Below are 14,070 nucleotides of genomic sequence, written 5' to 3'. Positions count from 1 at the left end.
ATGGCATTATTTTTTACTGACAGTGTTAATCCGCATTCCGTCTTTCAGTGTTTCCAGATAGGCGGCCGGGCCGGTAATGATTTCATCACCGGCTTTTAAGCCCTTACGGACTTCCTGTCTGAATTCATCCGCATATCCCAGCTCCAGCGGCACTTTGACTGCCTGACGGTTTTTTACCTGCCAGACATAGTAGCTGCGCTTTTGCTGGTCAAACTGCACGACGCTGGCATCGCTTTCCACACGCAGGGCTGTCAGTGGTATCACGACAGCGTTTTTTTGTACTGCTTCGGTCAGCGCCACATCACAGCTCATACCGGAGATAAATTCCGGGTGCGAGCGGTCCAACATAATTTGCACTGCAACGGTTTTGAGTGACTTTGCATCGGCGCCGGTTTTGCCATCGCCGCTGGTAACACGCGCTATGCTGCTGATTTTTCCGGTGAAAACTTCATTCGGAATCGCGCGGGTCGTGATATTGGCTGTCTGGTTCAGGCGTATCCGTCCGATATCAAATTCTGCAATCTGGGTTTCAACCATGATGCTGTTCGGATCAGCAACTGTCATCAGCGAGGAACCCGCCAGATTGACCGAGCTGGCAATCGCTGTTTCACCGACTTTGATTGGTGAAGCGATCACAATGCCATCGATAGGCGAGCGGATTTCTGTCTTTTCCAGTGTTTTCAGTCTTTGTGCGACAACTGCTTTTGCCAGCAGAATCGCTTTCTGGGCGTAATCGGCACGCAGGGCGGCTGCTTCTGCAGTTTGTCTGTAAGGTTCATAAGCATCCGCTCTGACCATGCCGGCTTCCAGTAATTCTTTCTGACGGCGTGCTTCACGCTGGCGCATGTCGGATTCTGTCTTTGTGCGTTCCCACTCGATCACCGCTTGCATTACCTGAACTTGTGCTTGCTCCAGTTCCGCTTTGACCGGAGCATCATCCAGTTTGATCAGTAATTGTCCGGCTTTGACCGCCTGACCTTCACTGACATAAATCTGACTGACTTTCGCAATTAATTCCGGCGACAACTTGGCCTGCGTCTTGTAGGTCATCATCCCGGAAGTAAAAAAAGCACTCTTAATGGCACCGGTTTCTGCCTTCGAAACTTCAGCAATTACTTCGGAATCGGCACGTTTGTAATACACAAAGGCTGCTGTTGCAGCGATAAGGCCGACAGCAATCAGGGAAAGGAGTTTTTTCTTGTTCATAGACGGGCAAAAAGTTCTGCAGCAGTCAGGAGAAGGGTTTTTATAGGTGAATACGGCAGCAGATCAGCGTGCTTACACCACAGCGGGTGCATCCGTCCGCTTGCTGTCGCTGGTGATTTTTCCGTCGGATAAGCGTATCTGGCGCTGGCAATGCGCTGCGATCTGTGCATCATGTGTGACGATGATGATGGTCTGGCCTTCAGCATGCAAAGCATCAAACAGGCTCATGACTTCGGCACTGGTATTCGAATCCAGATTACCGGTCGGTTCATCGGCTAACAAAATCGCCGGTTCACCGCACAAGGCTCTGGCAATTGCCACCCTTTGCCGTTGTCCGCCGGACAGCTGATTCGGCAAATGTGTCAGCCGGTTCCCCAGACCCACACGCTCTAAAGCAAGCGCCGCACGGCGCTGACGTTCTGCCGGCGGTATGCCGCGAAAAATCAGGGGCTGCATCACATTTTGCAATGCCGTGGCACGGGGCAGTAAATGGAAATTCTGAAAAATAAAGCCGATTTCCCGGTTACGGGTGGCAGACATCACTGTATCCGGTAAGTGCGCAACGTCCTGCCCCTTCAGAAAATACTGCCCACTGCTGGGGGTATCGAGGCAGCCCAGAATATTCATCATGGTCGATTTGCCCGAACCGGAAGCACCGACAAAGGCCAGATATTCGTTCTTCTGGATGCACAGATCCACCTGGTCAAGCGCATGGATCATCTCACCGCCCATACTGTAGGTTTTAGAAATCCGGTGAAGTTGTATGACGGGCTGGCTATCGGTTGACATGCGGTATTGTGCGGACTGTGTACCGGAAAAGACAATTTTTAATTAAAAACGGCACAACAAAATAGCATAGAGGAAATTAAATTCCAATTTTGCAATGTCAGTGCGCCGCTCTTGGGTTGCTTAAGCGCAACGAAATAACCCTGATTCAGGAAAACAGGTCTTGCCTGATTGATGTGAATCCCGGGCAAGTCAGGATCAGGACATATCCGTGGCGAGGTTCATAGCGTCAGGATGCGGCCGTATTCAGACGCGAAGTCTCTGCATACGGAATACGGCGGAGAAATCTAATAGCGCCAGTGCAGGCTGAGTCCCACGGTGCGCGGACGCAGCACCGCAATTCGACGTGTGTCCGGCAGATCAGCAGAAATTGCAACCGGTAATCCTGTCGCGCCGCGGCTATTGAAAAGATTGTCAATAAACATTTGTGCGCTCCAGCCAGTGGTTTTATCCGGCTCCTGTAAGCCCAGCATCAGGCGGGATAAATGATAGCTGCCGCGCTGATAAAACGGGCTGTTGCGGTCGTACAAAAATGCGGCGGAACCGGTATAGCTGTGATCAAATCGTATGAAAGCGGGGCGTTGCCACAGGCTGAAACCGCGGTATTCAGCACCGAATGCCATTGTCCACTCCGGCACATCCGGTAAACGATCGCCACGCTTTGCCGGGGTGCCGGGCACATCGTTATTCAGACGGGCGCGGGTGTGATTCAGTGTCAGATTCCATTGCCATTGCGGAGAAGGGCGGTACGCCAGCTCCAGTTCCAGCCCGCGGCTGGTGGCGGAGCCGAAGTTGGCAGTCAGGTTAAAGCCACACTGCAGCACGATTTGTTGCTGAATATCCTGCCAGTTCATCTGATAGGCAGTGGCATTCAGTGTGATTCTTCGCTGATCCCAGCTGGTTTTACTGCCTATCTCATAATTCCAGACACTGTCCGGTGAAAATTTTCTTAAGGCATCGCTGTTAAGATTTAAATTGCGTACTTCCTGGCCGCAGGTGGCTTCCGGTGCCGGATTATTCGGCCCGCCAGCGCGGTAACCTTTTGATGCGGTAACAAACCAGAGCTGATCCGGCGTTGCCTGCCAGCTCAGATTCAGCTTGGGATTGATACCATGATCGGCGGCATCACCGGTGACGCCCGAAGGTTTGCCGCCGACAAATTCGCCATCCACCTGTTGCGCAAAACTCTGATGAATGCGGAAAGCGCGCAAGCCCAGTCGTGCGCTCCAGTTAGGACTGAACTGATAGCTGGCTTCACCGAACAGTGCGGTTTCGGCGGTGGTGGCAAGGCGCGCACCCTTGAAGAAACTCTGATAACTGGTACCAAACGCTGTGTTATAGCCATCGGTGACCGGAATTTGCGACGCCAGCGGCGCATTTACATGATGATAATACGCACCGCCGACAAACTGCCACGGGCCTTTCCAGTCGCTGGTGAAGCGCAATTCCTGCGTGAATTCGCGGTTGGTGTAGTTGCCGATCATGACGACCGGATAAATGCGGGTTTGCGGCGGCGAGAAGAAAGCATTGATGACCCGCGAGGCATCTTCATCAATGGTCACACTGCGGTAGTAATACGACGTGGACGACAATAATTCAAATTGTTCAAACTGTTTACGAATATCAATGGCGGCCAGCGCAGAAACCTGGGTGCCGGGTTCAGGGACCAGCCGGGTTTGTACCAGATTGCTGATACTGCCCGGTGGTGCATCTACCTGAAACGGTGCGCCGAGCACAGTACGTTGCTGCAGGGCACTGGCGGTGATACTCAGGCCATCCGGCAGCCACCAGCGCAGGGTGGTTTTGATACCGGTGGTTTTTTCGGTATTCGGTTTATCACTCTGCATGTTGTCGGGCAGAGCCAGCAGATTTTTCGGGTTGATCCCAACCCGCTGAATAAAGCCATCCTGCCAGCGGTAAAACACGGCAATGCGTGCTGCCAGCGTATTCTCAATCAGTGGTAGATTCGCAGCTGCGCTGGTTTGCATGTTCCAGCCGCCGTCCTGCGTGTGGCTCAATTGCTGGCGCAGATCCCATTCGTAGCGGTTCGGATCCGGCATTTTACTGATATAGCGTACGGTTCCGCCCATAGAACTGGAACCATACAAACTTCCCTGCGGACCGCGTAAGACTTCGACGCGCAGGATATCCAGCATGGCCGGATCTAATACACCGCGCAGCGACAGCAGCGAGGCATTGCTGGAGGCAGCTACCGGCGTATTGTCCAGGTAATAACCGACGGTGCCCGCACTGCCGGCGCTGGATGCAATACCGCGCATAATCAGAATATTTTGTCCGGGGCCGGAAGTGACCACGTTCAGACCCGGTACCAGCCGCGCGACATCCGATACGGTTTGCACGCCGCTGTTCTGCAATTGTTCAGCGGTGATTGCCGTGACACTGATGGCGCTGCGTTGTATGGCTTCTTCCCGCTTTTGCGCGGAAATGACGACGGTGTTTTCTGCGGCAGTGGTTTCCGGAGGTACTGTCTGTGCAAAGACTGGTCCGGCAATCAGAAGTAACAAAGTGCCGTTGCGGCCGGCACGCCATTGTTGCAGAGCAGCCATACCAGCCTCCGTTTCCGCAATATTTTTTGTTAGGTGCAGTGTAGATGCTGAGTTGCGAATTACCAGTTCTGTGCAGCGCCGGTTATCTTTTTTTTACAGTAAAAAAGTGAGCTTAAGTCTGAAAGGATTATGCCGTTATCCGCATCAGGGAATTCTGAAGGCCCGGACTTTCTGCCGACGACCGCCGGATCGCTATGCTGAACACCGCATTTGACCTGAAAATGACCGCAAACTGTGGATTCGCTATCTGGCCGCAGGTATTGTATGGTGCAGCTTCCCGGAAACAGTAGCTGTGATATGCAATGAAACCCGCCTTCCTCCCTTATCAGCCAGCGAGCGAATTCTTTACGGATGAGCTTTGCTACATCACCGAACTTTCAAATTCTCCGGCGGACGAAGCCATGTCCGTGGCGCTGGCCAGAGTCGCACCTGGCGTCACCACGCGCTGGCACAGCCTGCACAATACGGCAGAGCGCTATGTGATTTTATCGGGGCAGGGCGTGGCAGAAATCGGAGACGAAGCGCCGCGTGCTGTCGGCCCGCATGATGTGATTCTGATTCCGGCCGGATGCCGGCAGAGAATCCGCAATACCGGCAGCGATGATCTGCTGTTTTACGCGATCTGCACGCCACGGTTTTTGCCGGAAAATTATCTGGATCTGGAAGCCGGATAATCACTGCGCTTTCAGCAGACAATTGATGCTGTGTTGTTTTTAGCCATGTCAGATTGCCTTATGCTGCCATTTCACCGGAATCGCGCTGCAATTTATGCAAAAATGATTTTTTTATTTCTGTGCAGCAAAGTCTGACCACTTCTTTTCGTTGTAGTGGTTTCAGATCTGCTTATCTGGTATTCACTATGAAGAAAAAAATCATTCCGGTATTCCTTGCTTTGTTCAGTCTGTCCGCAGCCGCTGCCGAACCTGCATACACCTGCGATACAGCGCGTGGTTGTACAGAATTGCAGGGACCAGTCTTTGATCTGGGGCGTGGTGCGACAATCAGGTTGCCGGATGGATGGCGCTTTTACAGCTATCCGACCTTGCCGATTCCGGAAATGGCTGGCTTGCGGGAAATCCGTGCCGTGAAAAACGGTATGGTGATCGCCGTCACACCGCTCCCCAAACTGGAAGATAAAACTGTTTCTCAAACGCAATTGTGCGAATCAATGGCGGAAAGCGGTAAGCAATATGTTGCGAAATCGCTGGAGAAAACAGTGACGCCGGTGCCTTTTTCTGCGGGAAAAGTTAACGGATGCTATGTGGCATTTACCTCGGCCAATCCGGGCGAGAAGGTGTTTTCTGTGCTGAAAAACCGCCGCCATGCCAGCGTCGCCAGTTTTGCAATAGACCATCCTAAGGCCATTTTTTCCGTGAGTGCCGTCTCAGAAACAGCGCCGGATGACGATTACCGCGCCGCGCTGGACGCCATTCAGCACATACAGTAAGAGCCGGGCAGGGCGGTTAATGTTTAACGCCCTGCCGGCACATTTACTTTCGACGCTTCCAGTATTTTTGTCAGTTGTCCCGATTCACTGAGTTGCTGAAAACCGGCATCGAAGCGTTTGATCAGTTCTGCTGCGCGCGGCAGTTTTTTATTGATTACCACGTACACTGGCACTACCGCGATGGCTTTATTTTGCATAATGATGCGGTTGCGCTCTGCAGCGGTAAAGTGCTTTTGCAGTATACGCTGGCCGGTACCGGCATCGACCGGTACCAGATCGATCCGGCCATTGAGCAGCTTGCGGAAACTGGAAATGTCGCTCGGGCCGACATCGGTTTTCAAAATACCATGTGCCTGCAGACTGCTGAATTCCGGCGAATAGAAATTGCCCTGCACGACGCCAATAGTTTTGCTGCGTAAATCGTTCAGCCGTTCCCACGGGAATTCTTCGCCATTACGGTGAAAAAATACCACCCGCAAATCAAAAATCGGCCTGGCGGAGTACAGCAGTTTTTCTGCGCGTTCTGCTGTATGACCCCAGCCATAACTGCCCTCATACAAGCCCTGCATCACGCCGCTGATAGCGCGGTTATTCGGCACTTCCGCCAGCGTCACTTCGACATTTGCCAGCCTGAATGCACTGGTCACGATTTGTGTCAGCGGCGCGTCCGGTGCTGCACTGTCGATATAGGGCGGATAGTACTGTGCGGTCAGCGTCAACTGCAGTTTTTCCCGGAATTCAGTTGAACCAGCGCTGGCGGGTAAACACGCCAGTAACATCATGAGCGCCAGTAAGTTACGTCGCATACGGAATTCCGGTGAACTGAGAAAGAGATTTAATTGCAGAAATTCGACAAAAACAGGATTTCATAGAATCATGTTCAGGATATAAGAAAGTCTGCGGTTCACCGATATGTTTTACATCATTTGACCTTTTTTTATGCCTTTCTGACAAAGTGGATTGGTCACGAAACCGGTGTGCCGGACGGGCGGATAAACCCGTTTTGTACATACCCCCCGTCTTTTCAGTAAAACCGGCTGAATGCCGTTATAAAATCTGGCTTCCCACAGATACCCACGGGGGTATTATTGACCTTCAACAAATCGATAAAAACTGGTGTTGCGTGAAGTGTGCAGTAGCCCGCATTTCACTGGCCGTATGCTGTATTGTTGTCATCGTTATATATTTTTCAGGAATCCCATGCATTCGTTCACGCGCAAAGATTTACTGCGGCCGGTTGGCTATGCCGCGTTTGGCAGCGCTTTCGTTCTGAAAATTGCTGAAGTCAGTTCTCTCGTATGGATGACACAGGGAGTTGCCGTACTGATTTGTGTGCTGGCAGCTCTGACTGCCGCCAGACAGCGTGCCGCACTGAGCCGTCTTGCGCTGCCTGTGGCCGTAGCGGCAACCGCCTTACTGGCTGCGCCTTTGCTGATGCATGTACAGACACCGGCACGCTGGCTGATGGCGGGACCGGTACGCTTGTATCTCGCACCTGTGCTGTTGCCACTGATCTTGCTGACCGTGCAGCATGGTCTGGCGTTTCAGAGTCAGAAAGAAAAACAGTTTGCGCTGACGCTGGGCGGTGCGCTGATTATTCTGTCGCTGCAACCGGATCTGGCGCAGGTACTGGCGTTTGCAGTGGCCGCGATCTGGATCAGCTGGCAGCAGGGTTTATCCAAGGTCAGGCTGGCGGCACTGGTGATGATGTCGGTTCTGACCGCCGGCATTGCCGCCGCAAAACCGGATTTATTATCACCTGTACCGCATGTGGAAGAAGTATTCGCGCTTGGTTTCCGCCATTCGGTGTTATCTGGTCTGGGCATCACCGGCGCGGCAGTAGCAATGCTGATAGCGATCTGGCGTGTGCCGGGCCAGCACCTGCGCGGTATCGCACTTTATTATTTCTCTCTGATGCTGATCTCCCTGAGCGGCATCACTCCGGTGCCTATGCTTGGTTACGGTGCAGGCCCGTGGCTGGGACTGGCGATGGTTGTGGCTCTGGGAGCTTGTTTTCCATCCGGTCCGGTACCACCGGTGCAGGCAGATCAGCCGGACGCGCCTGTCGCACACTGAACGCATGGACTGTGCTGTAACACAGTCAGTTTAAGCCGGCATTCAGCCGGCTTTTTTATGCAGAAAACTGCATGACAGCATGGCATAAATTGCTGACCGACAGCGTGTCGCGGGAGCGCCGCGAAGGTCTTCCAGCGCCGCAAAGACATATACTCCCCCCGTTTTTCATCAAAACCGGCTGGTCGTCGGCATGAAATAAGGGCGTTTTCAGATACCCCTGGGGGTATTTTGAGGCCTGAAAATGGCTGTTTTGTACTGTTCAGGCATCCTGCTGTGCACCTTTCAGCCAGAACGGAGCCACTGTTCAGATACAGGCCGGCATGCCGGGGAAGCGGGCGGGATCGCTGAAAGCCGTGCACAAGGCGTCATAGACGACGCGGATGCGTGGCGGTACGGGGCCGCGTTGCGGGCGGTAGATGTACAAGTCCCACGGTGCCGGGTCGAGTTGCGGCAGTACGCGCTGTAACTGACCACTTTGCAGATAAGGGTGGGCCATAAAGCCGATCAGCTGACCAAAGCCCATGCCGTGCAGCATGGCGCGGCATTCGGCGCGGGTATCGGTAACCTGAATCGCTGGCTGACGGGGATGCCAGAACTGGCCCTCTGCCAGAAACCAGGGCCACGGGCGGCCGGTGTTCGGATCAATCACTGCCGTTACTGGCAGTTTGTCCAGATCTTCCAGCGTTTGCGGCGCACCACAGCGGGCAATCAGTGCGGGTGTGCCGACAAACACAAAGCCTGCCTGAGCAACACGGCGTGCAATCATCGATGCATTCCGCACATGGCCGAGCCGCAGACCGATATCGATTTGTTCGTCGACCGTGTCTGCCGTGGCATCTGATAAGCGCACATCGGTCTGCAACAGCGGATAACGTTGCTGAATATCGGCCAGTACCGGTATCAGGTAATCCTCGCCCAGCGCGACAGCAGCAGTCAGCGTCACCGTGCCGCGCACCTGCTCTTGCTGATCCTCCTGAAAACTCTGAAACAACTGATCAACCCCTTCCACGCTTTGCCTTGCACGCACCGCCAGCGCAGCGCCGACATGGGTGATGCGGGTCTGGCGGGTATTGCGGTGAAACAGCATTTCGCCGGACAGGGCTTCCAGTTCCTGTATCGCCCGTGTTACCGCCTGCGGCGACATGTGCAGACGCACCGCCGCTTCTTTGAAATTCTTACATTCTGCTGCCACACAAAAAATGCGCAGCATTTCCAGACGGTTCAGCATGTTTTGTCCTGATGTCAGATGGTTGATGCGGGATGACGCCGGATGAGCGCAGGGCAGGGAGCCGCGCCAGATTCATCTTCGTAATTTCCGCATGCCTTCATTCAATAATTCCAGAAAACGGAATACTGAAATCAATTTTATGTCATTTATTGGATTTAAGCTGCGCGCCATAATGCCTGACATCGCGGAACTCACCGCATACCAACATCAAAAGGAGCAGAACATGCAACAAGGTATTCAGGGCAAAGTGGTTGTGATTACCGGTGCCAGCAGCGGTATCGGTGAAAGTACCGCACGTCATCTGGCAAAACTGGGCGCTAAAGTGGTACTGGGTGCGCGCCGTACCGACAAACTGGCAGTCATTACCGAAGAAATCCGTGCCGCCGGTGGCGAAGCGGTGTTTGCTGCTGTTGATGTCACCCGCAAAGCGGAAGTTAAGGCACTGGTGCAAACCGCGATCGATCAGTTTGGCCGTATCGATGTGATGATCAACAATGCCGGCCTGATGGCGATTGCACCGATGAACCAGCTGCGTACCGATGAATGGGATCGCATGATCGACATTAACATCAAAGGCGTGCTGTACGGCGTAGCCGCTGCATTGCCACACTTTGAACAGCAGGGTGGTGGCCACATGATCAATGTTTCTTCCGTTGCCGGTATCAAAGTGTTCGCACCGGGTGGTTCTGTGTATTCCGGTACCAAGTTTGCCGTGCGTGCGATTTCAGATGGTTTGCGTCAGGAAATGGCCGGCAAAGTACGTGTCACCAGCATCGAGCCGGGTGCTGTGGATAGTGAACTGAAATACGGTTCCGGCGATCAGGCCAGCCGTGAGGCGGTGATCGGCTTCTACCAGCAAGCGATTCCTGCGGATTCCGTGGCACGTGCAATTGCGTATGCGATTGAGCAACCTGCGGATGTCGCGATCAATGAAATCGTTCTGCGTCCGACTGCGCAGGAATTCTGATCCGCTTTATCTGAATTTGTACAACGCGACAGCGTATGTCCTTCGGGGCATGCGCTGTTTTGCGTTTGAGGGATGGTATAAAACCAGATACGGATGGTTTCAGGCAGCGTTGTGTTGTCAGCAAAATGCAAGCAAATGCGCGCATCATAGGCGGCCGCGATCTTTTGGTCGCAACCACAATAGAGCCCGCTTTTTGTACTGCGGGTGTTTCTGATGCCTTTATTCCATTCCTGATGATGTTGATTCGCCCCGCTGACCAAAACGATTTACCTGCACTAATGGCACTACGTAACTGGTACATCGATCATTCATATGCAACTTTTGATGAGCAACACCTGAGTTTGCGCCAGATGGCGCAATGGTTCACGCAGTTTAATACGGGGCCGCACCGCTGTTATGTTGCGGTGGCTGACGGTGAAATTGCGGGTTACTGCAGCAGTCAGGCTTACCGCGCACATCCGGCATTTCGCCATACGATAGAAACCAGCATTTATGTCGCTGCGAACGCTGCACGCAGCGGTGTCGGCAGTGCACTGTATCAGCATTTGTTTGACGCTTTGCGCGGGCAGGATTTGCATCGCGCCGTCGTCGGAATCGCATTACCGAATGACGCTTCGGTTGCGCTGCATGAAAAATTCGGTTTTCGCCGTATCGGTGTATTCGACGAATATGCGATCAAACACGGACAGCGTATCAGCTCGGTATGGATGGAAAAAAACTTGTCTGAGCAGGGCTGGCACGCCTGATATTCCGCACTTGTGGCGCTGGCGGATTCTGCGTAAATCTGCGCTAAACGTCGTATTTATGCAGAATCCGAGGGATTTATCAAAAGAAAAATTAATATCCAATGATAGAATCGTTTGCTTTTGCAGCCCCGCGACGGCAGCAGGCAACTTCAGGCAAATTGTTGCTGTACTGCTGAACAGGCTGCTCCGGATCTCAGCCTGCTCCGGCAGGCGTACAGCACAAGACTCATGCCAATTCAGCGCTTTACTTCCACGAATGCAGCCCGCGGCTGCACCTCTTCTTTGCGTTTTTCTTCGATTGCCCGTGCGTTACTGCTTGCCGGTGTACTGAGTAGCGGGATGCTGCAGTTCAGCGTACTGGCACAGGAAACTGCCACAGCGCAGCGTCTGAGTCAGGCTGATCTGGCTGCCACCCTGCAGCGCGGTGTTGCGGTCCCTGGCTGGGTAACAGAACCGGATGCGCCTGCGCCGCAAAGTACGGATAAGCAACCCGTTGTGATGCGTCTGACGGATACCCAGTTTCAGACGGGGCCTGAAGCCGCAAGCTTTTACCGGCGTGTGATTGAAGTCAATCAGGCGAATTCGCTCGCCGGTGTGGCGCAGATGGAATTGCGCTACATGCCTGAATATCAGAAGCTGGCGATCCATACGATTCGTATTCTGCGCGGCGATCAGGTACTGGATAAAACCCAGAGCGCGAATCTGCGTTTGCTACAGCAGGAAAATAATCTGCATTCCGGCATTCTGACGGGTTCGGCAACAGCTGCGGTGTTCGTTGATGATTTGCGGGTAGGCGATTCGCTGGAAGTGCTGTACACCATCAGCGGCGAAAACCCTGTGTTTAACGGACGATTTGCTGCCTCGGCAGCATGGGATTCCGGTATACCGGTCTTAAGTCGCCATGTCAGCGTGCAATACGATGTGCGCGATCCGGTGTACTTCAAAATCATCGGCCCGGGTTCGCGTGAACTGAATCAGCGCGAAGAAAAAAACGGCCAGCGTACAACGCTGCATTTCTCGGCGAAGAATTTACGCGCCGTACACACAGAGCAATACACGCCGGCTGAATATGATCAGTTTCGCTGGCTGCAATTCAGCCAGTATCGCAGCTGGCGCGATGTGGCCGTGTGGGCGAACGCGTTATTTCAGGCGCAGGACAGTGGTGAACTGCTGAATAAGCTGGTTACCGAGTGGTCATCCTTACCCGGCGATGAAGAAAAAGTGCAGGCCGCGCTGGCCTATGTGCAGAGAGAAATTCGTTATTTGTCGATGTCGATCGGTGAAAATTCGCACCGGCCAACCGCGCCGGAAACGGTGCTGAAACAGCGCTACGGCGATTGCAAAGACAAAGCGCTGTTATTGACCACGATACTGAATCGTCTTGGCGTAAAAACCCAGCCAGTGCTGATTGCAACATATCAGCGGCGCGGACTTGATCGCTTATTACCATCCCCGTCGCTGTTCGATCACGCCATCATTCAGGTGCGGGTGAACGGAAAACTGTACCAGCTGGATGCGACCCGCGCCCAGCAATACGGCAAGCTCGACAAAATGGGGCAGGCGCACGTCGGATCGCAGATTCTGGTGGTCAGCCCGGATACGGATGCACTGAGTAAAGTCAGTCTGGAGCGCGATTTTTCCTCCAACAACCGTAAAGAAACGCTGATTGTGAAGGAGTGGAAGCGTCCCGCAGAGTTGCGGGTGGAGCAGCGCTACACCGGACTGGAAGCAGAAATGCTGCGTTATTACGCATCACAGCAATCACGCGATGAACTGGTTAAAGCCTATATTTCCGCGATTCAGAAACGTTATCCGCAAGTGGAATATTTGCAGGACTTTAAGCTGGATGATGATCAGAAAGAAAATGCCGTGACGATCAGGCTGGGTTTTATGGCCCCGGATTTGTTTAAGAAGACTGATAACGGCTGGAATATCACGTATTACGCATCGAATTTCCGTGAACGCTTCTGGGTGCCGGAAACGCCGCGTCGCCGTTATCCGCTGGCGGTGCCAACCTCGCCGGTTAACATCGATTACGAATTTAAAGTGCAGTTGCCGGCGGGATTTAATGGCCGTTATAAACCCGGCGTAACCAACATTCAGTCAACGGCATTTCAGTTCTCTGAGAAACTGGACTTCGTCAACCGCGATATCAGTGCGAAACTGCATCTGTCGCTGAGTAAAGATGCCGTGCCGGAAATGCAGGTACCGGATTTTCTGGATGAAGTGAAGCAGGTTGGGCGTTACATGGAAAATACGCTGGAAATTCGTAATACCGATGCCAGCGATGCGATTGTACAAAAGGCTGATAACGCGGCGCAGCAGGCGCAGGATCAGAATGCCGTTAAACGATTATCGCTGGAAAACCGCTTGAAAGACGATGAAAACAATCCGCTGTTGCTGGCAGAAAAAGCACTGATGATTGCGCAAAGCCGCGATACGGCGCAACTGGCGGGCCTGATGGCGAAGCTGGATGCAATTGCGACGGAAGATAACAAAGTTGCGTCTTACAAGGCGAAGGCATGGTTTTTCAGTGGTCAGTTTAAAAAGTCGGAAGACTTACTGACAGCGCTGACGAAGACCGGGGATGATGATCAGCTCTGGCTGATGCTGGCGCTTTCGCGTTTCCAGCAAAAAAAATGGGCGTCGGCACAAGATGCATTACGCAACATCATTGCGCAGGCAAAAGAGCCGGGCATGACCAAAACTGCCATGATTCTTCAACTTTTGTGTCAGTTAAGAATCAACGGTAAGTTACCGGAAATTCTGTTTGCCGACAAAAATAAAGACTGGCGCAGCGCGGTGCTGGATACTGTAAGCGGAAAAACCGGTGATGAAGCTGTGCTGCAAGCATTGCACGCAGATGCTGGCGAAGCAATAAACCCTGATGTCGCAGAAGCTTATTTCTATCTGGGGCAGTTTTACGCCGCAAAAAATAACAAAATCCGTTCAGTGGTTTATCTGAAAAAAGCCCGCGAGAAATCACTGCCGGATCAGATTATATTTCCCTTACTGTCGTTTGATAAATCGTTTTGATAGGCTGATAT

11 protein-coding genes are annotated in these 14,070 nt (G+C 53.0%); 6 read left to right on the top strand and 5 right to left on the bottom strand.

Features of this window, described 5'->3' with window-relative positions:
* Positions 1 to 6 precede the first annotated feature (6 nt).
* The 3 genes from IE092_RS05290 to IE092_RS05280 all read right to left on the bottom strand — a co-directional run bounded on the left by IE092_RS05290 (position 7) and on the right by IE092_RS05280 (position 4,559).
* A complete protein-coding gene (locus tag IE092_RS05290; RefSeq protein WP_189355991.1) occupies positions 7 to 1,206 on the bottom strand; it encodes an efflux RND transporter periplasmic adaptor subunit in 1,200 nt (399 codons plus the stop codon).
* Between the two features lie 72 nt (positions 1,207 to 1,278).
* Positions 1,279 to 1,995, bottom strand: a complete 717-nt coding sequence (locus IE092_RS05285; protein WP_189355990.1) for an ABC transporter ATP-binding protein — start codon at positions 1,993 to 1,995, stop codon at positions 1,279 to 1,281.
* A 284-nt stretch (positions 1,996 to 2,279) separates the two neighbouring features.
* Positions 2,280 to 4,559, bottom strand: a complete 2,280-nt coding sequence (locus IE092_RS05280) for a TonB-dependent receptor (RefSeq protein ID WP_189355989.1) — start codon at positions 4,557 to 4,559, stop codon at positions 2,280 to 2,282.
* 302 nt (positions 4,560 to 4,861) lie between these two features.
* Between IE092_RS05280 and IE092_RS05275 the strand changes: the two genes are divergently transcribed.
* Both IE092_RS05275 and IE092_RS05270 read left to right on the top strand, forming a co-directional pair.
* Positions 4,862 to 5,233 carry a cupin domain-containing protein gene (locus IE092_RS05275; RefSeq protein ID WP_189355988.1) on the top strand — a complete coding sequence of 124 codons (372 nt, stop codon included), beginning with the start codon at positions 4,862 to 4,864 and terminating at the stop codon, positions 5,231 to 5,233.
* A gap of 185 nt (positions 5,234 to 5,418) precedes the next feature.
* Positions 5,419 to 6,006, top strand: coding sequence for a hypothetical protein (locus IE092_RS05270; protein WP_189355987.1), 588 nt, complete (start codon positions 5,419 to 5,421; stop codon positions 6,004 to 6,006).
* Positions 6,007 to 6,029: 23 nt separating this feature from the next.
* Here IE092_RS05270 and IE092_RS05265 read toward each other — a convergent pair whose 3' ends face one another.
* Positions 6,030 to 6,812, bottom strand: coding sequence for a substrate-binding periplasmic protein (locus IE092_RS05265; protein ID WP_189355986.1), 783 nt, complete (start codon positions 6,810 to 6,812; stop codon positions 6,030 to 6,032).
* Positions 6,813 to 7,206: 394 nt separating this feature from the next.
* Between IE092_RS05265 and IE092_RS05260 the strand changes: the two genes are divergently transcribed.
* Positions 7,207 to 8,082, top strand: coding sequence for a hypothetical protein (locus IE092_RS05260; RefSeq protein WP_189355985.1), 876 nt, complete (start codon positions 7,207 to 7,209; stop codon positions 8,080 to 8,082).
* Between the two features lie 304 nt (positions 8,083 to 8,386).
* Here IE092_RS05260 and IE092_RS05255 read toward each other — a convergent pair whose 3' ends face one another.
* Positions 8,387 to 9,310 (bottom strand): LysR family transcriptional regulator, encoded by a 924-nt coding sequence (locus IE092_RS05255; protein WP_189355984.1) that lies wholly within the window; start codon positions 9,308 to 9,310, stop codon positions 8,387 to 8,389.
* A gap of 223 nt (positions 9,311 to 9,533) precedes the next feature.
* On the opposite strand from IE092_RS05255, the gene IE092_RS05250 reads away from it, so the two are divergent.
* The 3 genes from IE092_RS05250 (at position 9,534) to IE092_RS05240 (ending at position 14,059) form a co-directional block, all read left to right on the top strand.
* Positions 9,534 to 10,277, top strand: coding sequence for an SDR family oxidoreductase (locus IE092_RS05250; RefSeq protein ID WP_189355983.1), 744 nt, complete (start codon positions 9,534 to 9,536; stop codon positions 10,275 to 10,277).
* A gap of 35 nt (positions 10,278 to 10,312) precedes the next feature.
* The gene (locus IE092_RS05245; RefSeq protein WP_308427109.1) at positions 10,313 to 11,023 is read left to right on the top strand and encodes a GNAT family N-acetyltransferase; all 711 of its coding nucleotides are present in this window, start codon (positions 10,313 to 10,315) and stop codon (positions 11,021 to 11,023) included.
* A 228-nt stretch (positions 11,024 to 11,251) separates the two neighbouring features.
* Positions 11,252 to 14,059, top strand: coding sequence for a DUF3857 domain-containing transglutaminase family protein (locus IE092_RS05240; RefSeq protein WP_189355981.1), 2,808 nt, complete (start codon positions 11,252 to 11,254; stop codon positions 14,057 to 14,059).
* The last annotated feature ends 11 nt before the right edge of the window (positions 14,060 to 14,070 follow it).

It is taken from the genome of Cognatundibacterium squillarum (assembly GCF_014652435.1).
Classification (GTDB): domain Bacteria; phylum Pseudomonadota; class Gammaproteobacteria; order Burkholderiales; family Burkholderiaceae_D; genus Undibacterium; species Undibacterium squillarum.
Note: the sequence above shows the minus strand (reverse complement) of the source record. Positions and strands in the feature narration are given on the sequence as shown.

What these genes read in the sequence shown, in the direction of transcription:
- IE092_RS05290 (WP_189355991.1), bottom strand. Translation starts at nt 1,206, where the DNA reads ATGAACAAGAAAAAACTCCTTTCCCTGATTGCTGTCGGCCTTATCGCT.
- IE092_RS05285 (WP_189355990.1), bottom strand. Translation starts at nt 1,995, where the DNA reads ATGTCAACCGATAGCCAGCCCGTCATACAACTTCACCGGATTTCTAAA.
- IE092_RS05280 (WP_189355989.1), bottom strand. Translation starts at nt 4,559, where the DNA reads ATGGCTGCTCTGCAACAATGGCGTGCCGGCCGCAACGGCACTTTGTTA.
- IE092_RS05275 (WP_189355988.1), top strand. Translation starts at nt 4,862, where the DNA reads ATGAAACCCGCCTTCCTCCCTTATCAGCCAGCGAGCGAATTCTTTACG.
- IE092_RS05270 (WP_189355987.1), top strand. Translation starts at nt 5,419, where the DNA reads ATGAAGAAAAAAATCATTCCGGTATTCCTTGCTTTGTTCAGTCTGTCC.
- IE092_RS05265 (WP_189355986.1), bottom strand. Translation starts at nt 6,812, where the DNA reads ATGCGACGTAACTTACTGGCGCTCATGATGTTACTGGCGTGTTTACCC.
- IE092_RS05260 (WP_189355985.1), top strand. Translation starts at nt 7,207, where the DNA reads ATGCATTCGTTCACGCGCAAAGATTTACTGCGGCCGGTTGGCTATGCC.
- IE092_RS05255 (WP_189355984.1), bottom strand. Translation starts at nt 9,310, where the DNA reads ATGCTGAACCGTCTGGAAATGCTGCGCATTTTTTGTGTGGCAGCAGAA.
- IE092_RS05250 (WP_189355983.1), top strand. Translation starts at nt 9,534, where the DNA reads ATGCAACAAGGTATTCAGGGCAAAGTGGTTGTGATTACCGGTGCCAGC.
- IE092_RS05245 (WP_308427109.1), top strand. Translation starts at nt 10,313, where the DNA reads ATGTCCTTCGGGGCATGCGCTGTTTTGCGTTTGAGGGATGGTATAAAA.
- IE092_RS05240 (WP_189355981.1), top strand. Translation starts at nt 11,252, where the DNA reads ATGCCAATTCAGCGCTTTACTTCCACGAATGCAGCCCGCGGCTGCACC.